Here is a 25,430-nt window from a genome sequence, read left to right as displayed (position 1 = left end):
TAATTTTTTAGGAGGAAATCAATGTTATTATTAGCTGATAAATGGAAAGATTATGAACTTATAGATATGGGTAACGGAGAAAAATTAGAGCGTTGGGGAAATGTTGTTTTGAGAAGACCTGATCCTCAAGTTATGTGGCCAATTGCTGAAGAAAAAGGACTATGGAAAAATCCACATGGACATTACCACAGAAGTAGTAGAGGTGGAGGTCAATGGGAACATAAAAAGAAATATCCAGAAAAGTGGACAATAAGTTATAAAAACCTTAAATTCAATATAAGTCCAACTGGGTTTAAGCATACAGGATTATTCCCAGAGCAAGCTGCTAACTGGGATTGGTCAATGGATATGATAAAAAATGCTGGTAGACCTATAAAAGTTTTAAACTTATTTGCATATACAGGTGGAGCAACTGTTGCTTGTGCAGCTGCTGGAGCGGAAGTATGTCATGTAGATGCATCTAAAGGTATGGTAACTTGGGCAAAGGAAAATTTACAAACTTCTGGATTAGGAGATAGAAAAGTAAGATTTATAGTAGATGATGTTGTTAAGTTTGTAGAAAGAGAAATTAGAAGAGGAAATAAATACGATGCTATAATAATGGATCCACCTTCATATGGAAGAGGTCCTAAAGGTGAAGTATGGCAAATAGAAGAAAAATTATATGGATTAGTTGAACTATGCACAAAAGTTTTATCAGATAAGCCTTTATTCTTCTTAATAAACTCATACACAACAGGATTATCTCCAATTATACTTGAGCATATATTAGATGCAACAGTTGCTAAGCATGCTAAAGGTGGAAATATATATGGTGGAGAAATAGGATTACCTACATCAAAAGATGGTAAAGTTCTTCCTTGTGGTATATTTGGAAGATGGGAGTCTAAATAATGGTAAAAGTATTATATGAAGATAATCATTTATTAGTTGTAGAAAAGCCTGTAAATATATTATCGCAAGGTGATGATACTAATGATAAAGATATGGTTAATCTTTTGAAGAAATATGTAAAAGTTAAATATAATAAACCTGGAAATGTGTTTATAGGACTTGTACATAGACTAGATAGACCTGTAGGTGGAGCAATGGTATTTGCAAAGACATCTAAAGCTGCATCTAGACTATCTGAACAAGTCAGAAATAAAACATTTAAAAAGACATATAGGGCTGTATTAAATGGTAGTATGAAAAAAGATGCAGATACTTTAAAAGATTTTCTTTATAAAAATAAAAAGACTAATATGGTCAGTGTAGTTAATAAAGATCATAAAGATGCTAAAAATGCAGAATTAAGTTATACTACTTTAGGCAAAGAAGATAAATTTAGCATGGTTGAAGTAGATTTAAAAACTGGGAGATCTCATCAAATAAGAGTTCAATTCTCAAGCAGAAAACATCCTCTATTTGGAGACCAGAGATATGGTCAAAATATAAATAAAGTTGGAGATCAAATAGCATTATGGTCTTATAAAATTGAAATAGATCATCCAACTACTAAGGAAAAAATGGAATTTATCTGTGAACCTCCTAATGAATACCCTTGGAATTTATTTGAGGCTTAAATATGGAAAAGTACAATGGATTTTATATAGAGGAGCCTGTTGGAAATAATATATTTTCTTATGATGAAAGAAAAAATAAAAAAATATTTGTTCCTAAGTTAATAGAAGGAGATTTGGATTCTGTAAAGGTTGGAGAAAAAATAGTATTTAGTGAAATTGATTTTGATAAAGAAATGAATGCTATCGGATTAGAGAATATGGTTAAGTTTAACTATAAAAATAAAGATATCTATATTTTTGATAACCACAATCACTCTTTTTACTTTTGGATTAAAAGTTTAAAAAAAGGAATATTTAACAAAGGATGCAAATTAGTTCACATAGACCAGCATAAAGACATGAGAGAGCCGCAAGATTATAACGTTGATATAAATGATATAGATGATGTATTTAGGTACACAAACTATGTTTTAAATGTAGGGAACTTTATAAAACCTGCATTACATCATGATATATTTTCAGAAGCTGTAATAATAGATAGCACTTATGGATTTGACATAGACGTTGAGGGTGAAATAGTATTAGATATAGATTTAGATATATTTTCTAAAGATATGGAATATATATCCTATGGTTTAAGGGTAAATAAGATAAAAGAATATATAGATAGAGCTAAGGTTATAACTATTGCAAGTAGCCCGTTTTTTATAGAACAGGACTATGCTATAAAAGTATTAAAAGAATTATTTAATTATGATATAATATAAGAGTTAGATATTTATAATCAAGCATGATTTATTCATGAACTAGGAGGAAATTAAAATGAGTTTATATACTACATGGAGATCATTAAGTGAAAACCACAATAGCCAAGAAGAAGAAATAAAGTTCTGGGAAGAGTACTTAAAGAAAGAAACAGAAATATACAATGAAATATTAAATAATAAAAAAGATGTTATAGAAGGAAAAGTTAGCGATTTAGCAGCTGCTCACAATACATCTGTTGAATACATGATGGGATTCATAGATGGAATAAGTGAAAGTTTAAAAGAAGAATTTTCAGAAGAAAAATTAGAAACTATAGAAGCTGATACAGAAATAAAATTAGAAATAGACTGGGAAAAGTTATACTACAATATGGTAGCAGTAGAAGCTCACTGGTTATATAACTTAGAAGGATGGAATGGAATATTATCAGAAGATAAGAAAAAAGAATTACAAAAAGCTTTCAAAGCTACAAAAACAGTAGTTAAAGATGACAAGATAGGAAGAAATGAACCTTGTCCATGTGGAAGCGGTAAAAAATTCAAGAAATGTTGTGGAAAATAAGGAGATAAAATGTTTTTACTAAAATTCATTGATGAAGATGATAATCTATCTACAAAAGAATTTACATCATTAAATTCTTTAAAGGATTACGTTAAGGATAACGACATCGATAAGACGTGGCATCAAGTGGAAGAAGTAAAAAAAGTAATTCCTAATTTAAAAGAAGAATAAAAAAAGGAGCTAACGCTCCTTTTTTTATTTTAACTCTGATAAGTCTTTAGCTATTTGAGCTGCAACTTTAGCGTTATTATAAACTAGTTCTATATTGGCATCTAAGCTCTTTCCATCTGTGATAGTCTTTACTCTATCTAATAAGAATGGTGTTACCTTCTTACCAGCTATATTTTTTTCCTCAGATTCTTTTAAAGCTGATTCAATAGCGTTATTTATAGTATCATAATCCATTTCAAATTCTTTAGGTATTGGATTACCTATTACCATACCACCTTTTAAATTTAAATCCCATTTAGCTTTTAATGCTGAAGCTACTTCTAAAGAAGATTCAACTTTATAATCAACTCCAAATCCACTTTTTCTAGTATAGAATGCAGGGAATTCTTCAGTTTGGAAACCTACAACTGGAACGCCGTTAGTTTCTAAATATTCTAAAGTAAGACCTATATCTAGTATAGATTTAGCACCTGCACAAATTACGGCAACATTTGTATTTGCTAATTCTTGTAAATCAGCAGATATATCAAATGTTTCTTGAGCTCCTCTATGTACACCACCTATACCGCCTGTAGCAAATACTTTAACTCCAGCTAAGTTAGCTAATATCATTGTAGTAGCAACTGTAGTAGCTCCATTTAACTTCTTAGATATAATAAAAGGTAAATCTCTTCTACTAGCTTTAACAATATCTTTGCTAGTTCCTAAGAACTCAATTTCTTCGGTCGTAAGACCTACTTTTAACACTCCATCTATTATAGCTATAGTAGCCGGGATAGCTCCATTTTCTCTAATTATTTTACTAACTGTTTTAGCCATCTCTATATTTTTAGGATAAGGCATACCATGAGAAATTATAGTTGATTCTAATGCTACTACTGGAAGACCTTCTGCTAAAGCTTTTTTAACCTCTGGATGTACATTTAAGTATTTTTCTAACATTTTAGATCATCTCCTTTAAAATTTTTTCAACACTATCAACAGACATACTTGGATTAATAGTGTTTTTATGCATTAATGTAAGTATAGAAGCAGCTGTTGCGAATTCAGCTGTGTCTCTTAAATTGAAATTATGAAGGTATCCATATACAAGTGCAGATAAAAATGCATCTCCAGCACCTGTAGCACTAATTGTGTCAACCTTAACTCCTGAAAGTAATAAGTGATTTTCTTTATTAGCACAGAATACTCCATCTTTACCTAATGTTATAAAAACATTTTTAACACCTTTTCCTAGGAAGTATTTGGCACATTCATATAAATCTTCTTCGCTATTTATTTCTATTCCTGATAGTATCTCAGCTTCTAGCTTATTAGGTTTTATAGTATTAAATCTTCCTATAATATCTTTTATCTTCATACTTTTTTGAGTAGAAACTGTGTCTATAAAAATAGGTATATCAGTGTAAGTCTTACTTATATAATCAATAACATCAAAAGATAAATTTGTATCTAAAACAATAGCTAATGAATCTTTTATAGCTGAGTGTTTTGAAATAATATAGTCAACATCAATTTTATTGATTATATCCATATGAGATATAGCTAGCTGCATATCTTGGTCATTGTTTAAAATTGATAAATACATAGATGTTGGAAATGAATCAGATATATAACAATCTGATGCATCTATATTTAGTTTTTTACATTCTGTTAGTATACGACTTCCATAAATATCATTTCCTATAGCAGATATAAGTTTTGTATTTACTCCGAGTTTAGAAATGTTTTCGCAAATATTTCGTGCAACACCTCCTAAAGAAATATCAATCTTTCCAGGGTTTGAATCAAACATTGTAAGAGTATTACTAGGAGAACCCTGTATATCGACGTTAGCGCCGCCTATAACTGTTACAAACTTACTTGCGCTTATGATATAACCTTTTCCTTTTATATAGCCTTTCTTCATCAAATTTGTTATGTGCACAGCAACAGAAGATCTTGTTATATTGAGCATGTCAGCTAATGTTTGCTGTGAAACCATAGGATCATTCTTTAAAATATCTAAAATTTCTTTTTCTCTATCAGTCATTAGTATCACCATATCTAAATATTTGCTTACATAAATAAGCATTTGTTAAGAATATAATATCATTTAAACAAGTTGATTTCAATGATAAATATCACATATTGTAAATTATTTAAATGAGACTTAGTAATATAAAACAAATTAAAGGTACATAGTAACAATATTTGTCGATGGTCATATTATAAAGTAAGAACACAAATTTTATAGGAGGACAACTATATTATGAAGATAGGAGACATCGTTGTAAGAAAGTCTTATGAGAAAGATATTATATTTAGAATAATAGGGTTTGAAATAGATGAAAACAATCAAAAGATAGCTATTTTAAAAGGGGTTGCCTTTAGAATAATTGCAGATTCAGGAATAGATGACTTAGAGAAAGTAAACTTTTACGATATGAAAGATACATTAATAGACAAAGATGTTGAAAATATTTTGCATAAAAGTATAAAAAAAACTAGAGAGAGAAATAGAAGACTAAATAGAGCTATGCAAAAGTCCTCAAATAATAATAAGCAAGCTCAAGGTCAAGGTCAAAATCAAGTTCAAAATTCATATGGAATGCCAGGGAAAGTACTTCATATAGACGGAGATCCTGAATATTTAAAAATTTGCCTAGATGTTTATACTAAATTAGGAATTCCGGCAGTGGGTAAAGCTATACCTGAGAGCCTTCAATATAAAGAAGTTAGAAATTTGTTAGAACAACATAATCCATCCATATTAGTTATAACAGGACACGATGCTATAGTTAATAGTAAAGGAAACCTTAAAGATATTAAAAATTATAGAAATACAGCTAATTTTATAAAAACGGTTAAAGAAGCTAGAAAATATGATCCATCACTAGATAGTTTAGTTATATTTGCAGGAGCATGCCAATCTAATTACGAAGAAATAATAAAATCGGGAGCTAATTTTGCAAGTTCTCCAAGTCGTGTAATGATACATGCGCTAGATCCTTTGTTGGTTGTAGAAAAAATTGCTTGTTCTAGAATAGATAAAGTTGTTCCTTTAGATGAAATATTAAATCATACAGTTACAGGGATTAAAGGTGTCGGAGGTATAGAAACCAGAGGAAAATTTAGATTAACAATGCCTTTATCTATATATAATACTTATTGATTTTGTGTATAAAAAAATATATAAATTATAATCCAAATTTAGAAAAAAAAACAGTATTGACTTTTTATCAAAAAATATATAAAATATTTAGTTTAGGTTTGACAAAAAAGTTTGATTGTGGTAATATTATAATTACGAACATATAATGTTAAAGAAGGTGATGTAATGGCCACTGTTCAAACTTTGAATAAAATAAGACAGACTTTAGAGAAGCACCTGGGAAGAAAGATTTTATTAAAAGCTAATAAAGGAAGAAAACAAATAGTTACTAAAAAAGGCGTACTAGAAAAAGTATATCCTAGTATATTTGTTGTTAAGCTAGATGATGAGGATAATGGATATTCTAGAGTATCATATAGCTATTCAGACCTATTAACTGATAACGTTAAATTGAAAGTAATTAAAGAACCAAATAAATTAAATGTAAGTTAAAAAATTATACCTATTAAAAATAGGTGTAATTTTTTTTTTACTTTCTAAATATAAATATAGTGTGATAGTTATATTTAATTTAGGAGGGTAACATATGAATCTTATAAAAGATATTTTACAAGTTGACAACAGAATTGATTTTGGAAGGTTTCAAACTTTTATAGAAACAGAAGCTGTTGTATCAGATAAAAAGGACGACGTATATGAAATAATAAAAACAGAGGGGTACATAGCTTTAAAGAAACAAGAGATATTAGATGGTAAAATAATATTTAGAGGGAATTTTAATTATAATGTTATTTATCTAACTGAAGATAAAAACACTGTATCAAATGTAGAGGGAAGAATAGAAATAAATGAAGTGGTAGAAAAAGATAATATAGTAGCTGATATGGAAAATATGCTTTTCTACGATGTAGAACATATAGATTGTACAGTTATAAATGAAAGAAAGATAAGAGTAGGAGCACTTTTAAATATAAGAGGTAGTTTATTTGAAAAAAATACTATAGATATAGTAAAAGATGTTTCTCAAATAGAAAATGTTCAAAAACATAGAAAAGAAGTTCAGTTCGAAGATATAGTTGGAATAGAAAAATCTGAAAGTGTAGTTAGAGATACTATAAATATAAGCACTGAAGATATAGATAATATAGTTTCTATAGGGCCTAGAATGAAATTAAAAGAAACTAGGGTGTCTGACAATAAGGTTATAGTTGGTGGAGTTTTAGAATTGAATCCAGTAGCTTACACTTATGAAGGTGAACTAGTAGAATTAGATAGAGTTGGGTTAGATTTCACTCAATTTATAGAAGTTCCAGGTGCATGCGAAGGTATGAAAGAAGAGGCTATGGTAGAAATAGTTGACTTAAACTATATATTCAAGAGAAATGAAGAAACAAATACAGGCGCTTTAGAAGTAGATTGTACAGCAAGAGCTAAAGTTAAAGTATCAGAAGATGTTACGAGAGAGGTATTACAAGACGCATATTCACCTGATAGAACTCTTAAGTTTGAAAGCAGAAATGTTGAGCTTAATAAAGTTGTAAGTAGTGGAAGTGAATTTTTCAATATAAGAGATACTATAAAAAATAATAGTGATGATATACAAATAAAAGATATAGTAAGTGTAGATTCAAATATAATAGTTGAAAATTCATTATTTGAAGGTGGAAAGAGCATAGTAGAAGGTGTAGTTTTAATTGATGTTTTATATACTCCTGTAGAAGGTTTAAGACCGGTATATAGACTAACAGAAGAAATACCATTTACTCATGATGTTGAAATTGGAAATGTGAAAGATAGTGCGAATGCATTTAATCATGTAAATATAGATAGGGTAGAGTTTGATTTAAATAGAGATCAAATAGATGTAACTGTTAAAGTTAGAAGATACTGCGAAGTTTTAGATAAGAAAAAAGATAGCTTCATTGTTAAGGGCGAAGATCAAGGACCTATAGACTTATCTCAAAGACCTAGCATAACGATATATGTTGCTAAAGAAGGCGATAAATTATGGAATATAGCTAAGAAATATAATACAACAATAGATGATATAGCTGAGATAAATGAAATAAAAACAGATGATCAATTAGATGTAGGGCAATGTTTAATAATTGAGAAAAAAACTCCGGTAGAAGTATAAAATTATTTACAAAATAAGATAATAGGGAATTATAGTTCCCTATTATTTTATTTTTTGTAGTATAATGTATACTATAAATATTTATGGTCGTTATAGCACAATAAGGAGGAAAGCATGAACTCTATAGATTTAAAGAGCAGAGCTAAGGTTAACTTATCAATAGATGTGCTTGGAAAAAGAGAAGATGGTTATCACCTTGTAGAGATGATAATGCAAACAATAGATCTATATGATAAGTTGAAAATAACTGAAATAGAAGAAAACTCAATATTAATAAAAAGTAATAGTTTAGATATACCTTTAAATGAAGATAATATTATGTATAAAGCTGTAAATTTATTAAAAAATCAGTTTAATATAGAAAAGGGAATAGAAATTTCTATAGAAAAAAATATACCTGTAGCAGCAGGAATGGCAGGAGGAAGCTCTAATGCAGCTGCAGTTTTAGTAGGTTTAAATAAATTATGGAACTTGGGGTTAAGTGAAAATGAATTAAAGGATATTGGGTTGAAGTTAGGAGCGGATGTTCCGTTTTGTATAACTGGAGGAAGTGCATTAGCAGAAGGTATAGGGGAAGAATTAACTAATATAAAAGGTTTACCTGAAGATTTAAATATTTTGGTATGTAAACCTAATATATTTGTATCAACAAAGGAAGTTTACCAATCTTTGAATATGGACAAAGTTAAAAGAAGACCTCAAAATAAAAAACTTATAGATGCTTTACAAAAAGAAGATGTTAAATTTATTTCTGAGAATATGGTGAATGTATTGGAAGAAGTTACTTCTTTGAAATATTCAGAAATAGGACAAATAGAAGATATAATGATCAAAAATAAAGCATTAGGATCTATGATGAGTGGAAGTGGCCCTACAGTTTTTGGGTTATTTGACAATAAAGATTGTGCAATTAAAGCCAAAGAAGATTTACAGGTTAAGTACAATCAGGTTTATCTAGTTAAAAGCAGCAATAAAGGAGTTGAAATTTATGGATAGCTTAACAAAATTAAATTTAGACAATTATAAACCGTTAAGAGATGTAGTTTTTGAAAACTTAAGAGAAGCTATTTTAGAGGGGCAATTAAAACCAGGACAAAGACTTATGGAGGTTCAATTAGCTGAACAATTAGGTGTAAGTAGAACTCCTATAAGAGAGGCTATTAGAAAACTAGAACTAGAAGGGCTTGTAGTTATGTTACCGAGGAAAGGTGCATATGTAGCTAATATGTCATTAAAGGATATAATAGATGTATTAGAGATAAGATCGAGCTTAGAAGGTTTAGCTGCATATTTAGCGGCAGAGAGAATACATGAAGAAGATGCTAAAAAATTACAAGATATAGCAGAAGATTTTAAACGTAGCATCGAAAGAAAAGATGAAATTGATGTACTATTAAAAAAAGATGTTGAGTTTCATGAATGTATATTCAACGCGACTAAAAATAAAAAGTTAAGTCAAATAATAAATTCACTTTGGGAACAAGTTCATAGATTCAGAGCAACATATATATCTGATTTTGACACATCGTATAATTTAGTAGAAGAACATGAGAGAATTTTAAAAGCTATAATATCTGGTAATAATGAAGATGCTAAAAAATATGCTATAGAGCATATAGAAAAAGCTGAACAATTTATAATAGAGAGAGCTATGAATAATAAAAATATATAAAAAAATAGACTGTTTAAATTAACAGTCTATTTTTTTATGTTTTTTTAAAACTTTAAGAATAAAAAATCCATATTAGGAGATAATCAAGATATTAAAATATATTAGGGGGATATATATTATGAAAAGGATAAAGTTAAGAATATTGGGGTTAAGTTTTTTATTAATAACTATGATTATAATGAGTACTATATATATTTTTGGGGAAGTAAATAAAGTTGAAAGAGTTTCAAGCAATTATAAAGATAAATTAATAAGATTTCATGTTTTAGCAAATAGTGATAGCGATGAAGATCAGGCATTAAAGTTGAAAGTAAGAGATGAAGTTATTAAGTATTTACAACCGATGTTAAAAAAATCTAATAGTATTGAGGAAAGTGAAAAAATAATTTTATCTCAGAAAAAAAACTTAGAAAAAATATCTAAAAATATTATTGAGGAAAATGGGTATACTTATGAAGTGAAGGTTAATCTTGAATATACTAATTTTCCTGCAAAACAATATTCAAATATAGTTTTACCAGCAGGAGAGTATAAAGCTTTAAGAATCATTATAGGTGAAGGACAAGGTAGAAATTGGTGGTGTGTAATGTTTCCTCCGCTATGCTTTGTTGACGAAAATAATGGTGTTATAGATAAAGAGACAGATGAAAAATTAAAAAAGGTATTAACAGATGAAGAATATAAGTTGATATCAGGAGAAAATATTGAAAAGGCATCTAATAAAAAAATCAAATTTAAAATATTAGAAATACTAGAGGATTTAAAGTCTAATAAGAAATAATATATTTTAAAGGAGTGGATTTTACGACATGAAGTATCACACCAAATTCTTTTTAGCGATGTGTACTCTGCTAATTTTAACATTTAATAGTAATAGTGTATTTGCTGATAGCAATACACAAAATAGCTATAGAATTGAAAGTAATAAGTTCGTTAGCAATAATAAAGAAGATAAATCAGAACCAAAAGAAGTTATAAGTATTACAAATGATGAACTGTATTTATTATCCAAATTAGTATCTAGTGAAGCTAGAGGAGAAGAATATGAAGGACAAGTTGCCGTAGCGGCGGTTGTAATAAATAGAGTTTTAGATCCTAGATTTCCAGATAATATAAAAGATGTTATTTATCAAAGAAATGCATTTTCAGTAGTAGATAATGGGGAAATTTATAAGGATCCAACAGATAGTGCCTATAAAGCAGCTAGAGAAGCTTTGTATGGAAGTGATCCTACGAGTGGAGCAATATATTTTTGGAATCCGGAAATTTCAACTTGCAACTGGATTAAAAAACTAGATCCATATAAAAGAATAGGAAATCATGTATTTGCGAAATAGATAAATATTAAAAATAAAGGAGTAACTACTCCTTTATTTTTTTTGTTAAATGAACTATAATAATCACTTAGATAATAAAAACGCATATAATTATAAAAATACAAATTAAATTAGAAGGGTGAAATAAGATGAGAAAATTAAGTGTAGCATTAATTTTCGGTGGAAAATCCGGTGAACATGATGTTTCAAGAATTTCAGCTTCATCTATATTTAAGAATATAAATAAAGAAAAATATGATATACACACAATAGGAATAAATAAAGACGGAAAATGGATGTATTATAGTGGTTCTGCAGAAAATATATCTAATGGAAAATGGGAAGAGTTAGCGGATGAAACTGTTAAAATTAATTTAATACCTAATGGAAATTCTAAAGTAGGTATAGAATTTAATGATGGAACCTTTAAGCATTTTGATGTTTTATTCCCTGTACTTCATGGACCTTATGGAGAAGATGGAAAGATACAAGGACTATTTGAGATAAGTAATATTCCATATGTTGGATGCGGTGTTTTAGCATCTAGTGTGGGTATGGATAAACTTATATGTAAAAAAGTATTTACTCAAATTGGCTTACCTCAAGTAGATTATACTTATACAACTAAATGGCAATTTGATATAAGTAAAAATGATGAGCTTGATAGAATAGAGCAAACTTTAAATTATCCTATATTTGTTAAACCAGCTAACATGGGCTCTAGTGTAGGTATATCAAAGGTATCTAATAGAAATGAACTTTTAAGTGGAATAAATGAAGCTTTAAAGTATGATAGAAGAATAGTATTAGAACAAGGTATAGATGCAAGAGAAATTGAAGTTGCTGTTTTAGGAAATGATGAAGTAAAATCATCAATAGCTGGAGAAATAATACCTGCAAAAGATTTTTATGATTATGAAGATAAATATATAAATGGAGTATCTAAGCTAGAAATACCTGCTAGTATTGATGCAGAAACTATGATGAAAATAAGACAAATGGCTATAGATGCTTTTAAAGCTATAGATGGTAAAGGTCTTTCTAGAGTAGATTTTTTTGTTGATAAAAAAGATGGAGAAATTTATATAAATGAAATAAATACTTTACCAGGATTTACGAATATAAGTATGTATCCAAAACTTTGGGATGCAACAGGAATACAATACACTGACCTTATAGACAATTTAATAAAATTAGCTATAGAGGATAGACAATAGAAGAAGGTGCATGTTAGATGAATAATAATTCAATTGGAGTTTTTGATTCGGGATTAGGAGGACTTACAGTTTTAAAAGAAATAACTAGTATACTTCCTAGTGAAAATATAGTGTATTTTGGAGATACGGCTAGGGTTCCTTATGGATCAAGATCTAAAGAAACAGTTATTAAATACACTTTTCAAGCTATTAACTTTTTAATATCTAAAGGTGTTAAGGCAATAGTAATAGCTTGTAATACAGCAACAGCTAGAAGTTTAGAACTAGCACAAGCAAAATATGATATACCAATAATAGGTGTTATAGAAGCTGGAGCTAGAACGGCGGCCTATACTACTAAAAACAAAGTTGTAGGAGTTATAGGAACAGAGGGAACTATAAATTCAAAAGCTTATGAGGGCGAAATTCATAAGTTAGACGATAAAATAAAAATAATTGGGAAAGCATGCCCATTATTTGTTCCTATAGTTGAAGAAGGATGGGCAAATACGGAAGTTGCAGAATTAACAGCTAAAAAATACTTAGAAGAGTTACAGGCTTCAAATATAGATTCGTTAGTTTTAGGATGCACTCATTACCCGCTTTTAAAGAGAACTATAAATAAAGTATTAGAAGGAAAAATATCTTTGGTAAATCCTGCTAGAGAAACAGCTAAAGATTTAAAAGATGTTTTAACTAAAAATAATTTGTTAAATACTAATGTAGATAAAGAAGGATACTATAAATATTATGTATCTGATATACCTGAAAGATTTGCATCTATAGGTAAAGAGTTTCTTAATCGAGAAATAACGGATATAGAACAAGTTGAAATTCAAAAATATTAGTTAAAGTATAAACTTTAGGTGGATTTCACCTAAGGTTTATATTGCTATGGAGGTTAAATATGATAGATGTAAATATATCTATGCATACAAAACAATATGATAATTTAGGTAATGAAGATTTAATAGAAGTTACATCTAAAGGAAGTATGTATGAGAAAAATAATGATATATATATAGTGTATAAAGAAGAATTAGAAGAGGGGTCTCTTCATGTAACAACTACGATAAAAATTTCAGAAAATGAAGTTTTTATAAAAAGATTTGGAGCTGTTAAATCAGATATGAAGTTTGTTCAAGGATCAGAGACAATAACTAAATATAGAACTCCTCAAGGATTATTTGATATAAAAATAAATACTCAAAAACTAGAAATAAACAAATTAAATAAATCTATACAGTTAAATATAGAGTATAATATGTGTATAGATGGATTGTTTGAAGGAATAAATAAAGTGAGTATAAACGCGGAAGAGCTTAATTAAAAGCTGACTAATAATTAGTCAGCTTTTAAAATTAATAGAAATTTCTATTCCACCAATTCATTGGGGTTTGATTTTGGTCTATGACTTTAATTTCATAATTATTATTTTTTAAATACTCTAATACACTAGGTAAAGCTTTTACAGTTGTTTGTTTGTCATGAAACAAGATGACTGAATTTCCAGATTCACTTAAGGAATTCTTAGTGTTAGAAACTATAGATGATACAGTTGCATTTTTATGTGTATCTGTGCTATCTATACTCCAATCCCAAAGATTATAACCAGAGTTAACTAAACTATCGTATTGATTTTTTGTTAGGTAGGGCTTGCTACCATAAGGGACTCTGACTAGTTTAGTATCATAACCTGTTAAATCTTTCAGTGTATGTCTTGTATTATTAATTTCGTTTAAAGCAGATGAACCAGAAGAATAAAATACTGCTTTTTCATGGCTTTGACCATGCAAGCCTATTGAATGACCTTCTTTAAGCATCCTATTGACGATGTCGGGATATAAGGTTATTCTATCTTCTAAGACAAAAAAAGTTGCTTTCATATTATACTTGCTTAATAAATCTAATATTTCAGGAGTATTTTTATTTGGACCATCGTCAAATGTAATATAAGCGGTCTTTTTATCGACCTGTGTGTTTTCTAAACAATGGGAATTAATTGAAATAAAAGATACAAATACAAATGATGTAATTAAAACTGATAAAATTTTTTTCATTTTGATTACTCCTTACTTATAAAAAATTAATTTTGTAAAATGGTATTTTATACTCTTATTGTATGATATTATTTTAATTATATTTAAGTAATGTGAATTTTGTATTGATGGAATTAAATGTATGTAAAAAAACTACCCCTGGATTAATTTATTTGGTATTATATTATTTAACAAGGTTTTAAAATAAAATAATTTATACAAGGATTTAAGAAGTTTTTATAGAAAGTATACTTGAGTCAAAAAACTAAGTATAAGAGGTATGATTTATGATAGTAGATAGAGTACGAAGTACTATAAATAAATATAATTTATTACAAAAGGGTGATAAAATAGTATTAGGTCTATCAGGAGGACCAGACTCTGTGTGTTTATTGCATATATTAAAGCAACTAGAGGAAGAATACGATATTTCCATATATGCAGCACACTTAAATCACCAAATAAGAGGTATAGAAGCACAAAAGGATGTTATGTATATATCTCAACTATGTGATAGTTTAGGTGTTAAATTTTTTGTTAAATCAATAAATGTGCCTGAATATTGCAAAAAAAATGGATTATCAATAGAAGAAGGTGCTAGAAAGTTAAGATATGAAATGTTTTATGAGATAAAACAAAAAACTAAATCAAATAAAATAGCAATAGGACATAACTTAAACGATCAAGCTGAAACCATTCTTATGAGAATGATGAGAGGCACTGGATTACAAGGATTAAAAGGTATTGAATATAAGAGAGATGAAACTATAATTAGACCTATTCTTGATATAGAAAGAAGTAGTATAGAAGCATATTGTGAAGAATATAATTTAAATCCGAGAATAGATAGTACAAATTTAGAAAACATATATACTAGAAATAAAATAAGATTAGATTTAATTCCGTATATGCAAGAAAATTTTAATACTAATGTGATTGAATCTATATGTAGGATGGGTAATAACTTAAAGCTAGATAATGATTATATTGAAGCAGAAGGAAATAAAAAGTTTAAAGAGGTTTCAAAATTAAATAATAATACAAGTGTTGAAATCATATTAGATAAATATATGGATTTACACAAAGCAATAAAAAGTAGAATAATTAGAAATTCTATTAAGTATATTTTAGGAGATACTAATTTTGTAGATCAAAAGCATATAGAAGATGTATTTGATTTAGAGAATGAAGATAAAATAAATAAAAAATTAGTTTTACCTAGAGGTTTGTTTGTATATAGAAACAATGATAGTATATTATTTACAAATGAAGAAATAACATATGAAGATTTCGAATTTAATTATAACGTTCCTAAAGATGGAGTTATAAAAATAAAAGAAACTGGAGTCTTTATAGAAACTAAAACAATGAGTGTTGAAAGATTTAAAAGTATGAAAGCTGATAAATCCTCTAAAGGATTTGACTTAGATAAATTTAAAGGAGGGATAGTAGTAAGAAATAGAGAATCTGGGGATAAAATAAAACTTGCTGGAGGAAGCAAGAAATTAAAAAGTTTATTCATAGATTTGAAGATACCTAGGGAAGAAAGAAGTAAAATTCCTGTGTTGGTAGATGATGAAGAAGTAGTTTGTGTTGGAGATTATAAGATTAGTGAAAATTATAAAATTGATGCAAATACAAAAGAAGTCTTAAAGATTACCTTTAAGAAACTATAAATTAAAACAACTTACGAAAGGAGGGCTTCTTTTGAATAAGATTTTAAAGGGAGCAGGTTTCTATCTACTTATATTTATAATTATCGTGGGGATAGTACAGTTCTCAGGTAGTCCAACAGAGAAAGTAGAAGAAATGAAGTTTTCAAGTGTCTACAGAGAACTTATGAAAGAAAACATATCTAGTATAAAGATTGTAGAAGACACGGTTATAGAGGGAACTATAAAGAGTACGAATAAAAAGTTTAAAACATACATACCACAAGAGATTCAATCAGAAAAGCTTGCAGATCAATTATTAAAACAGGCTAACGAAGGTAAATTACAATTAATTGGGGCACCAAAACCAACAACTCCTTGGTTCTTTGATATAATACCATCGCTACTTATGCTTTTCTTTGTATTAATACTATGGTTTGTATTTATGAATCAGTCTCAAGGTGGAGGCGGAAAAGTTATGAACTTTGGAAAATCAAAAGCGAAAGTTCATAAGGATGATGATAAAACAAGAGTTACATTTAAAGACGTAGCAGGACTTAATGAAGAAAAAGAAGACTTACAAGAAGTTGTTGATTTCTTGAAAAACCCTAAAAAATATATTGATTTAGGAGCTAGAATACCTAAAGGTATATTAATGGTTGGACCTCCAGGGACTGGTAAAACATATTTATCAAGAGCAGTTGCAGGAGAAGCGGGAGTTCCATTCTTTAGTATAAGTGGATCAGATTTCGTTGAAATGTTTGTTGGGGTAGGAGCTTCAAGGGTTAGATCTTTATTTGAAGACGCAAAGAAAAATGCTCCAGCTATAATATTTATAGATGAGATTGATGCGGTTGGTAGAAAAAGAGGTGCAGGTCTTGGTGGAGGCCATGATGAAAGAGAGCAAACTCTTAACCAATTACTAGTTGAAATGGATGGATTTGGTGTTAACCAAGGTATAATAATAATGGCTGCAACAAATAGACCTGATATATTAGACCCAGCACTTTTAAGACCTGGTAGATTTGATAGACAAGTGGTTGTAGGAGCACCGGATGTAAAAGGTAGAGAAGCTATATTTAAGGTTCATTCTAAGAACAAACCTTTAGCTGAGGATGTTAAGATTGAAGTTCTTGCAAGAAGAACTCCAGGATTCACACCTGCGGATATAGAAAACTTAATGAATGAGGCTGCTATACTTACAGCTAGAAAAAGAGAAAAGAAAATCCATATGGAAACTATAGAGGAAGCTATAACTAAGGTAATAGCAGGTGTTGCTAAAAAATCTAGAGTTATAAGTGAACCAGAAAGAAAGTTAACAGCGTATCATGAAGCAGGTCATGCTGTATGTGCACACGTTCTTAAACATGTAAGTCCTGTCCATCAAGTGACAATTGTTCCTAGAGGAAGAGCTGGTGGATTTACAATGCAACTTCCAGTTGAAGATAAATTCTATGCTACTAAGAATGAAATGAAAGAAAACATAATTGTTTTACTTGGTGGTAGAGTTGCAGAAGAGTTAACTTTAGATGATATATCTACAGGAGCTTCAAACGATTTAGAAAGAGTTTCAGCAACTGCTAGACAAATGGTTACAAAATATGGAATGAGTTCTAAACTAGGACCTATGACATTTGGAGATGGAGAAGAAGAAGTATTCTTAGGAAATAGTATAGGTAGCAAGAGAAACTATTCTGAAGAAGTTGCATTTGAAATAGATAAAGAAATAAAAGACATCGTTAATGTGGCTTATAAAAACACTAAACAATTATTAACTGATAATATGGATAGATTAGAATATGTAGCTCAAGCATTGTTAATATACGAAACATTAGATGCAGATCAGTTTATAAAAGCATTTAATAAAGAGTTATCATTAGATCCTAAATTAGAAAATGCTGCAACAGAAGAAACTATCAATAAAGAAGATGCTATTGAAGTTGATTTTAAAGAGGCGAAGAAAGATGAAATTCAGGATGTAGATGTTAACAATAACAATAATGTAGATAATGACAAAGATCAAATAGATGAGTAATAAAAAATGAGGCTAGGGTTTTCCCTAGCCTTTACTTTAATTATTAATTAGATAGAGGTGTTATTTTGAGAGAGAAAATTGTTAATTTATTATTAAATAGTGATTTAGAATTTATATCAGGAGAAGAAATTTCAAAGCAATTGGGAATTTCTAGAACAGCTGTATGGAAGCATATTAATGTTTTAAAAGAACAAGGATATGAAATAGAGTCAGTTAATAAAAAAGGATACAGATTAAAAGAATCACCAAATGATATTTTAAGTAAAGAAAATATACTACATAATCTTAAAACTAAGTTTATAGGAAAAGAAATAATACATTTTGATTCTATAGATTCTACAAATAATTATGCTAAGTCAATAGCTAACGAAGCTACAGATGGAACTGTGATTTTAAGTGAAGAACAAGTGAGTGGAAGAGGTAGATTAGGAAAGTGCTGGCACTCTGAAAAGCATGAAGGAATATGGATGAGTATAATTCTAAAGCCAAATATACTTCCTATGGATGCTCCTTTTATAACTTTAGTTGCTGGAGCGAGTATAGTTAAAGTATTAAGAAACTTAGGGGTAGAAGCTACTATAAAATGGCCTAATGATATTATATTAAATGGAAAGAAAACTTGTGGGATACTAACAGAGCTTTCAGCGGAGATAGAGAGAGTTAATTATATTGTGGTAGGTATTGGAATAAATGTAAAAACTATTAATTTTCCTGAAGAGATAGGAAATATCGCAACATCAATAGTAAGAGAAGGATATGAAATATCAAGAGTTGATATTGTTAGAAATATACTTAGTGAATTTGAATTAAAGTATAATTCGTATATAAATGAAAATGATAAAAGTTCTACTCTAGATGTGTGTAAAAATTATTCTGCGATTATAGATAAAGAAATATATACCATAAAAAATAATGTTAAAGAACAAGTTATTTGCATAGATATAAATGAAAGTGGAGATTTAGTAGTTAAAGATAAAAATGGAAAATTAAAAGAAATTATATCTGGAGAAGTTTCTATAAGAGGAGAGCATGGATATGTTTAATAATATTTTAGACGTAAAAGGTATAAAAGTTGGACAGGTAGAGGATAAAGAAGGATTAACAGGGTGTACCGTTATTATATGTGAAGATGGAGGGGTTTGTGGAGTTGATGTTAGAGGTTCAGCTCCAGGAACTAGAGAAACTGATTTATTAGACCCTATAAATATGGTTCAGAAAGTTCATGCTATTGTGTTATCAGGAGGTTCTGCATTTGGACTGGAATCTACATGTGGGGTTAGTAGATATCTAGAGGAAAAAGGAATAGGGTTTGATGTTGGAGTAGCGAAAGTTCCTATAGTTACTGGTGCTGTTTTATTTGATTTAGGAGTAGGAGATCCTAAATGTAGACCAAATATAGAAATGGGGTATAAAGCTTGCCAAATAGCTAATAACATTGAACTTAAGCAAGGAAATTATGGTGCTGGATGTGGAGCTACAGTTGGAAAGATAAGAGGAAGTGAGTTTTGTACAAAGGGAGGTATAGGGAGTTATTCAATTAAATTAGACAATGGATTGGTTGTTTCTGCGATTATAGCTGTGAATGCATTTGGTGATGTATATGAAAATGGACAAGTTATAGCTGGTGTTTTAAATGATGATAAAAATGATTTTTTAAATACGTATGATTTAATGAAAAAAGGTGTTAATAAGGGTGGTTTTAATATAGATAATACTACTATAGGTGCGGTTGTAACAAATGCTAAATTATCAAAAGCTGGATGTAAAAAAATATCACAAATGGCTCATAATGGATTTGCTAAATCTATATTTCCTATACATACCCCTCATGATGGAGATACGATATTTACATTAGCAACGGGAGAAGTTGAAACAGATATAACATTATTAGGTTCGATTGCAAGTGAAGTAGTGGAAAAAAGTGTAATAAGCGCAATAAAAAATGCCTCAAAAACTAATGACATACTATCGTATAATGAAATTAATTTGAAATAAGAATTATTGACAATGTTATTTCATATTGATAAAATTGTTTTGTTGCAGCTGGCATCCATAAAAAAATAGGAGCCTGACTGATTTATTGTATAGATAATTGATTAGTTAAAAACAAAAAGTCCGGCATCTATAAGAGCTGGAACGGAGGTATATTTTATGATGAAAACACAGGTTCAAACAAGAAAGAAAATAAATGTTAGACAAATGGCGATAATAGGTATGTTATCTGCCATATCGATAATGCTATCAATGACACCTTTAGGATTTATACCAATTGGACCCATTGATGCAACTATAATGCATATACCTGTAATAATAGGTTCTATAATAGAAGGGCCTGTGGTAGGTGGAATAATAGGATTTATTTTTGGATTTACAAGCTTTATAAGAGCTATCACAATGCCAAAACCAACTTCGTTTGTATTTATGAATCCTTTTATATCTATACTACCTAGAGTTATAATGGGAATTGTGTCATTCTATGTATACAAAGGTGTGTTTAAAATAATGAAAAAAACATCAGTTGCAGGTGCTTTTTCAGGACTGATAGGTTCTCTTATAAATACATTTGGTGTTTTAGGAATGGTATATTTCTTATATGCACAAAGATACGTAGAAGCTATAGGAGGAGACACATCCACGGCTGGAGCTGTAATATTAGGTATTGCTACTACTAATGGAATCCCCGAAGCTATAATTGGAGCTTTAGTAGTATCAGGAGTTGTAGCTATACTAAAGAAAAGCAAAAAATAGAAAGAAGGTTAGAGTAGATGCTTTTAGTATTTGACGTTGGTAATACAAACATGGTCTTAGGTATATATGAGGGAACAGAGTTAAAAAATTATTGGAGAATTAGTACGGATAAAGCAAAAACATCTGATGAATATGGGATGTTAATAAATAATTTATTTCAATATGATAATGTAGACAAAAATTCAATAAAAGATATAATAATATCATCAGTTGTACCTAATGTTATGCATTCACTTGAAAATTTCTGTGTGAAATATTTCAATAAACAACCTTTAATAGTTGGACCTGGTATAAAAACAGGATTAAATATTAAATATGATAACCCTAAACAAGTAGGAGCGGATAGGATAGTAAATGCTGTAGCTGCTATAGAAAAATATAAATCACCGATGATAATAATAGATTTTGGAACAGCTACAACATTTTGTGCAATATCAGAAAAGGGAGAATACTTAGGTGGAACTATAGCGCCGGGTATAAAGATATCAAGTGAAGCTTTATTCCAAAGAGCATCAAAACTTCCTAGAGTTGAACTGTTAAAACCTGGAATGACAATTTGTAAAAATACAGTTTCGGCTATGCAATCGGGGATAATATATGGATATGTAGGATTGGTAGACAAGATTATAGCTATGATGAAAAAGGAATTAGGACATGACCATATAAAAGTAATAGCTACTGGAGGACTTTCATCATTGATAGCATCAGAAACTGATAGTATAGATTGTGTAGATAAAAATTTAACCCTAGAGGGATTAAAAATTATTTACAATAAAAATAAAGAATAGTAACAGGGAATTGGATTTTACATCCAGTTCCTTTTTTATGATAAGATTATTAAATAAATTGGGTATATTTATAATAAAATATATTAATAAAGGAGACCGTATATGAAAATAGGAAATGTTACGTTAGACAATAAAGTATTTTTATCTCCGATGGCAGGAGTAACAGATTTACCTTTTAGACTTATATGTAAAGAGCAAGACTGTGGAATGTTATACACAGAGATGATAAATGCAAAAGCGCTTTGTTATGATGATCAAAACACGAAAAAAATGCTTAAGATAGAAGAGGAAGAACATCCGGTAGCAGTGCAAATTTTTGGTTCTGATCCAGCTTTTATGGGAGGAGCAGCAGAAATATTAAATGAATACCCTAATGAAATACTAGATATAAATATGGGATGTCCAGCTCCTAAGGTTATAAAAAATGGAGATGGATCAGCTCTTATGAAAAATCCTAAGTTAGCTGAAGAAGTTTTAAAGTCTGTTGTAAAGAACTCTAAAAAACCTGTTACTTTAAAGATTAGAAAAGGCTGGGATGACAATAATATAAATGCAGTTGAAATAGCTAAAATCGCAGAAGCTTCTGGGATAAGTGCGTTAGCTATACATGGAAGAACTAGAGAACAGTATTACTCAGGAAAAGCAGACTGGGATATAATAGCTAAAATAAAAGAAAGTATAAACATACCTGTAATAGGTAATGGAGACGTTTTTGAAGTTGAAGATGCTATAAATATGATAAATAAGACCAATTGTGATGCTATAATGATAGGTAGAGGAGCTCAAGGTAACCCATGGATATTCAAAAGAATAAACCATTATATGAAAACAGGAGAAATTTTACCGGAGCCTACAGGTGAAGAAAAAATAAATACAGCTTTAAAACATCTTAAATTGGCAATAGATGAACACGGAGAATATGTAGCGGTAAGAGAAATGAGAAAGCATATTGCATGGTACTTAAAAGGGCTTAGAGGTTCAGCTAGATTAAGAGATGAAATTAACAAGATAGAAAGCTATGAAGAAGTAGTAAACAAGCTACGTGACTACTTATCGCACTCCTTGACATAAGGGTGATAGTAATTTATAATATAGCGCATAAATGGTTACGATATAAAATTAATTTTGTTTAATGTTAAATAAAAATCAAAGAGAAGGAGCTGTAGGGGTTATGGAAGATAATAAAGAAATATTATTAACTCAAGAAGGATATCAAAAATTAGAAGATGAGGTTGAGCATCTGAAATCAGTAAGAAGAAGAGAAGTTGCAGAGAGAATAAAGGTAGCTATATCTTTCGGAGATATATCAGAGAATGCTGAGTATGATGAAGCTAAAAATGAGCAAGCACAAGTTGAAGAAAGAATAATGAAGCTTGAAAATATGCTTAGAAAAGCAGTTATAATAGATGAATCTAAAATAGATTCAAATATAGTTACTATAGGATCTATAGTAAAAGTTAATGATATGGAGTTTGAAGAAGAAGTAGAATACACAATAGTTGGTTCTGCAGAAGCTGATCCATATGAAGGTAAGATATCTAACGAATCACCTGTAGGAAAAGCTCTTTTAGGTAGAGCTAAAGGAGAAGTTGTAGATGTTCAAGTTCCTGATGGTATTGCTAAATTCGAGATATTAGAAATAAGAAGATAATCTGGAGGTATACAAATGAATAATGATCAACAAAACGTTAATGATCAAGCTAAAGAAGAACTTACAGAAGTACTTAAAGTAAGAAGAGAAAAATTAGCTAAATTACAAGAGATGGGTAGAAATCCATTCCATATAAGTAGATATGATAGAACTAACTGTTCTACAGATATAAAGAATGACTTTGAAGCTTTTGAAGGTAAGGTTGTTAAACTAGCTGGACGTATAATGAGTAAGAGAATACAAGGTAAAGCTGGATTTATAGACATACAAGATCAAGAAGGAAGAATACAGTGTTATGTAAGATTAGATAGAATAGGTGAAGAAGAATATGCTGTGTTCTCTACATATGATATAGGTGACATAATAGGTATCGAAGGAGAAGTATTTAAAACTAAGAAAGAAGAGATATCTATAAAAGCTAATGATGTAAAATTATTAACTAAGTCTCTTCAAGTTCTTCCAGAAAAATACCATGGATTAAAAGATCAAGATTTAAGATACAGACAAAGATATGTTGATTTAATTGTTAACCCAGAAGTTAAAGATGCTTTCGTTACAAGAACTAAAGCTATGAAAGCTTTAAGATCTTATTTAGATGAAAGAGGATTCTTAGAAGTTGAGACTCCTATATTAAACACTATAGCTGGTGGAGCGAATGCTAGACCGTTTATAACTCATCACAACACATTAGATATACCAATGTATTTAAGAATAGCTAACGAGTTATACTTAAAGAGACTTATAGTTGGTGGATTTGATAAGGTGTATGAAATGGGAAGAATGTTTAGAAATGAAGGTATGTCAATTAAACATAATCCTGAGTATACTGCTATAGAATTATACCAAGCATATGCAGATTATACAGATATGATGGAAATAGCTGAAAATGTAATAGCTCATATGGCTGAAGCTGCAACTGGAAGCATGAAAATAGATTATCAAGGAACAGAAATAGACTTTACACCTCCATGGAGAAGAATGACTATGGAAGAATGTGTAAAAGAGTATGCTGGAGTAGACTTCTCTACTATAGATACTGATGAAGAAGCATTAGAAGTAGCTAAAGAAAAAGGTATAGAAATAACTCCTGGTATGAGAAGAGGAGAAGTTATCAACGCTTTATTTGAAGAGTTTGGTGAAGATAAGTTAGTTCAACCTACATTTATAACTCATCATCCAGTAGAAGTTTCTCCGCTTGCTAAGAGAAACGTAGAGGATCCTAGAAGAACAGATAGATTTGAAGCTTTCGCTAATAAGTGGGAGTTAGCAAATGCTTTCTCTGAACTTAATGACCCTATAGATCAAAAAGGAAGATTTATGGATCAATTAAGAAAGAAAGAATTAGGGGACGATGAAGCTTGTGATATGGATGAAGACTTTGTAAATGCACTAGAAGTAGGTCTACCTCCAACAGGTGGTCTAGGAATAGGAATAGATAGAGTTATTATGTTATTAACAAATGCTCCGTCTATAAGAGATGTTATATTATTCCCTACAATGAAACCTATAAAAGAAAACTCTGCAGATGAAATAGAAGAGTAAATAATAGATTAGAACCTTTCTAAATAATATTTTAGAAAGGTTTTTTTATGTTTAATTCAACAGTAAAAAATTAATAGTGATATATAATTTTGAGAACAAATATTAAATGCTGAAAAAAACTGAAAGATAATATTAGAAAATGAGAAGTAATGATGAAAAGTATATAAAGGAAAATGGAATAAAAATTTAGAAGTAAGTATTAATAAAAAATTAGGGGGAATTGATATGAAAAATTTAATTAATTGGATGTGCCTTTTATCTGTTATGGGATTGGTTGTACAAGTTATGATTCATATAAGCTCAGAAATTATAAGAGATTTTAATAGTATTAAATCTAAAAAAATTAATGCGAATACTAAAGGTAAGAGGGTTGCAAATACTAGGGTTAAAAGAAATAGAGAATATTACCAAGAAAAAATTGCAAAATAATTTAAAAAAAATTATAAAAAGTGTTGACGGTGTTTAATAAAGGTGATATAGTATTACTTGTCCTTAAGAAACGGACGAAACACAAAAGAAAAAATGAACTTTGAAAATTAAACAGTAGGTTAATTA

The 25,430-nt window shown here is 29.4% G+C and carries 28 protein-coding genes; 25 read left to right on the top strand and 3 right to left on the bottom strand.

From position 1 onward, the window contains the following. Positions 1-21 precede the first annotated feature (21 nt). The 5 genes from GFJ41_RS15335 to GFJ41_RS15315 are packed head-to-tail and all read left to right on the top strand — an operon-like array spanning position 22 to position 3,005. Entirely contained in the window at positions 22-894 is an 873-nt protein-coding gene (locus GFJ41_RS15335; RefSeq protein ID WP_021428001.1) for a class I SAM-dependent methyltransferase, read from the top strand. Further along, a complete protein-coding gene (locus tag GFJ41_RS15330; protein WP_170075785.1) occupies positions 894-1,565 on the top strand; it encodes an RluA family pseudouridine synthase in 672 nt (223 codons plus the stop codon). The genes GFJ41_RS15335 and GFJ41_RS15330 overlap by 1 nt, the downstream gene beginning before the upstream one ends. 2 nt (positions 1,566-1,567) lie before the next feature. Then, the gene (locus tag GFJ41_RS15325; RefSeq protein ID WP_170075784.1) at positions 1,568-2,272 is read left to right on the top strand and encodes a peptide arginase family protein; all 705 of its coding nucleotides are present in this window, start codon (positions 1,568-1,570) and stop codon (positions 2,270-2,272) included. A gap of 55 nt (positions 2,273-2,327) precedes the next feature. Continuing rightward, positions 2,328-2,834: an SEC-C metal-binding domain-containing protein gene (locus GFJ41_RS15320; RefSeq protein WP_021428058.1), complete on the top strand. Its 507-nt coding sequence runs from the start codon at positions 2,328-2,330 to the stop codon at positions 2,832-2,834. 9 nt (positions 2,835-2,843) lie between these two features. After that, a complete protein-coding gene (locus tag GFJ41_RS15315; RefSeq protein ID WP_021428093.1) occupies positions 2,844-3,005 on the top strand; it encodes a hypothetical protein in 162 nt (53 codons plus the stop codon). 24 nt (positions 3,006-3,029) lie between these two features. On the opposite strand, the gene GFJ41_RS15310 is transcribed toward GFJ41_RS15315, so the two are convergent. Continuing rightward, a complete protein-coding gene (locus GFJ41_RS15310) occupies positions 3,030-3,947 on the bottom strand; it encodes a pseudouridine-5'-phosphate glycosidase (protein WP_170075783.1) in 918 nt (305 codons plus the stop codon). Between the two features lies 1 nt (position 3,948). Continuing rightward, positions 3,949-5,037 carry a PfkB family carbohydrate kinase gene (locus tag GFJ41_RS15305; RefSeq protein WP_053832377.1) on the bottom strand — a complete coding sequence of 363 codons (1,089 nt, stop codon included), beginning with the start codon at positions 5,035-5,037 and terminating at the stop codon, positions 3,949-3,951. 219 nt (positions 5,038-5,256) lie between these two features. Here GFJ41_RS15305 and yabG point away from each other — a divergent pair, with 219 nt between their 5' ends. The 10 genes from yabG (at position 5,257) to GFJ41_RS15255 (ending at position 13,750) form a co-directional block, all read left to right on the top strand. Then, positions 5,257-6,159, top strand: coding sequence for a sporulation peptidase YabG (yabG, locus tag GFJ41_RS15300; protein WP_170075782.1), 903 nt, complete (start codon positions 5,257-5,259; stop codon positions 6,157-6,159). A gap of 165 nt (positions 6,160-6,324) precedes the next feature. Then, entirely contained in the window at positions 6,325-6,591 is a 267-nt protein-coding gene (locus tag GFJ41_RS15295) for a Veg family protein (protein WP_021428036.1), read from the top strand. A gap of 94 nt (positions 6,592-6,685) precedes the next feature. After that, the gene (locus GFJ41_RS15290; protein WP_170075781.1) at positions 6,686-8,236 is read left to right on the top strand and encodes a DUF3794 and LysM peptidoglycan-binding domain-containing protein; all 1,551 of its coding nucleotides are present in this window, start codon (positions 6,686-6,688) and stop codon (positions 8,234-8,236) included. 114 nt (positions 8,237-8,350) lie between these two features. After that, positions 8,351-9,232 carry a 4-(cytidine 5'-diphospho)-2-C-methyl-D-erythritol kinase gene (gene ispE / locus GFJ41_RS15285; RefSeq protein WP_170075780.1) on the top strand — a complete coding sequence of 294 codons (882 nt, stop codon included), beginning with the start codon at positions 8,351-8,353 and terminating at the stop codon, positions 9,230-9,232. Then, positions 9,225-9,908: a GntR family transcriptional regulator gene (locus GFJ41_RS15280; protein WP_021428109.1), complete on the top strand. Its 684-nt coding sequence runs from the start codon at positions 9,225-9,227 to the stop codon at positions 9,906-9,908. The genes ispE and GFJ41_RS15280 overlap by 8 nt, the downstream gene beginning before the upstream one ends. Before the next feature lie 118 nt (positions 9,909-10,026). Then, a complete protein-coding gene (spoIIR, locus tag GFJ41_RS15275) occupies positions 10,027-10,689 on the top strand; it encodes a stage II sporulation protein R (protein ID WP_170075779.1) in 663 nt (220 codons plus the stop codon). Positions 10,690-10,717: 28 nt separating this feature from the next. Then, positions 10,718-11,245, top strand: a complete 528-nt coding sequence (locus GFJ41_RS15270; protein ID WP_029878062.1) for a cell wall hydrolase — start codon at positions 10,718-10,720, stop codon at positions 11,243-11,245. 128 nt (positions 11,246-11,373) lie between these two features. Continuing rightward, entirely contained in the window at positions 11,374-12,441 is a 1,068-nt protein-coding gene (locus GFJ41_RS15265) for a D-alanine--D-alanine ligase (RefSeq protein WP_170075778.1), read from the top strand. A gap of 17 nt (positions 12,442-12,458) precedes the next feature. After that, a complete protein-coding gene (gene murI / locus GFJ41_RS15260; protein WP_021429466.1) occupies positions 12,459-13,268 on the top strand; it encodes a glutamate racemase in 810 nt (269 codons plus the stop codon). Positions 13,269-13,327: 59 nt separating this feature from the next. Then, positions 13,328-13,750: a YwiB family protein gene (locus tag GFJ41_RS15255; protein ID WP_021429472.1), complete on the top strand. Its 423-nt coding sequence runs from the start codon at positions 13,328-13,330 to the stop codon at positions 13,748-13,750. Between the two features lie 31 nt (positions 13,751-13,781). Here GFJ41_RS15255 and GFJ41_RS15250 read toward each other — a convergent pair whose 3' ends face one another. Then, the gene (locus tag GFJ41_RS15250; RefSeq protein WP_170075777.1) at positions 13,782-14,480 is read right to left on the bottom strand and encodes a polysaccharide deacetylase family protein; all 699 of its coding nucleotides are present in this window, start codon (positions 14,478-14,480) and stop codon (positions 13,782-13,784) included. A gap of 266 nt (positions 14,481-14,746) precedes the next feature. On the opposite strand from GFJ41_RS15250, the gene tilS reads away from it, so the two are divergent. The 10 genes from tilS (at position 14,747) to GFJ41_RS15200 (ending at position 25,304) form a co-directional block, all read left to right on the top strand. After that, positions 14,747-16,135 (top strand): tRNA lysidine(34) synthetase TilS, encoded by a 1,389-nt coding sequence (tilS, locus tag GFJ41_RS15245; protein ID WP_170075776.1) that lies wholly within the window; start codon positions 14,747-14,749, stop codon positions 16,133-16,135. Positions 16,136-16,166: 31 nt separating this feature from the next. After that, on the top strand, positions 16,167-18,146 hold the full coding sequence (ftsH, locus tag GFJ41_RS15240; RefSeq protein ID WP_021429502.1) for an ATP-dependent zinc metalloprotease FtsH: 1,980 nt from the start codon (positions 16,167-16,169) through the stop codon (positions 18,144-18,146). Positions 18,147-18,211: 65 nt separating this feature from the next. Continuing rightward, a complete protein-coding gene (locus GFJ41_RS15235) occupies positions 18,212-19,189 on the top strand; it encodes a biotin--[acetyl-CoA-carboxylase] ligase (protein ID WP_170075775.1) in 978 nt (325 codons plus the stop codon). Next, positions 19,182-20,141, top strand: coding sequence for a P1 family peptidase (locus tag GFJ41_RS15230; RefSeq protein ID WP_170075774.1), 960 nt, complete (start codon positions 19,182-19,184; stop codon positions 20,139-20,141). The genes GFJ41_RS15235 and GFJ41_RS15230 overlap by 8 nt, the downstream gene beginning before the upstream one ends. 156 nt (positions 20,142-20,297) lie before the next feature. Beyond that, positions 20,298-20,894 (top strand): ECF transporter S component, encoded by a 597-nt coding sequence (locus GFJ41_RS15225; RefSeq protein ID WP_021429522.1) that lies wholly within the window; start codon positions 20,298-20,300, stop codon positions 20,892-20,894. Positions 20,895-20,911: 17 nt separating this feature from the next. Beyond that, positions 20,912-21,682, top strand: a complete 771-nt coding sequence (locus GFJ41_RS15220; protein WP_170075773.1) for a type III pantothenate kinase — start codon at positions 20,912-20,914, stop codon at positions 21,680-21,682. 102 nt (positions 21,683-21,784) lie between these two features. Next, a complete protein-coding gene (gene dusB, locus GFJ41_RS15215) occupies positions 21,785-22,753 on the top strand; it encodes a tRNA dihydrouridine synthase DusB (protein WP_021429462.1) in 969 nt (322 codons plus the stop codon). Between the two features lie 100 nt (positions 22,754-22,853). Then, positions 22,854-23,333 carry a transcription elongation factor GreA gene (gene greA / locus GFJ41_RS15210; RefSeq protein WP_021429468.1) on the top strand — a complete coding sequence of 160 codons (480 nt, stop codon included), beginning with the start codon at positions 22,854-22,856 and terminating at the stop codon, positions 23,331-23,333. Between the two features lie 15 nt (positions 23,334-23,348). Continuing rightward, the gene (gene lysS, locus GFJ41_RS15205; RefSeq protein WP_021429433.1) at positions 23,349-24,875 is read left to right on the top strand and encodes a lysine--tRNA ligase; all 1,527 of its coding nucleotides are present in this window, start codon (positions 23,349-23,351) and stop codon (positions 24,873-24,875) included. A gap of 225 nt (positions 24,876-25,100) precedes the next feature. Further along, entirely contained in the window at positions 25,101-25,304 is a 204-nt protein-coding gene (locus GFJ41_RS15200) for a hypothetical protein (RefSeq protein ID WP_021429479.1), read from the top strand. Positions 25,305-25,430 lie beyond the last annotated feature (126 nt).

Origin of the sequence: Paraclostridium dentum (assembly GCF_012922555.1) — a bacterium.
Classification (GTDB): Bacteria; Bacillota; Clostridia; order Peptostreptococcales; family Peptostreptococcaceae; genus Paraclostridium; species Paraclostridium dentum.
This window is presented reverse-complemented; position numbering and strand designations above follow the sequence as displayed.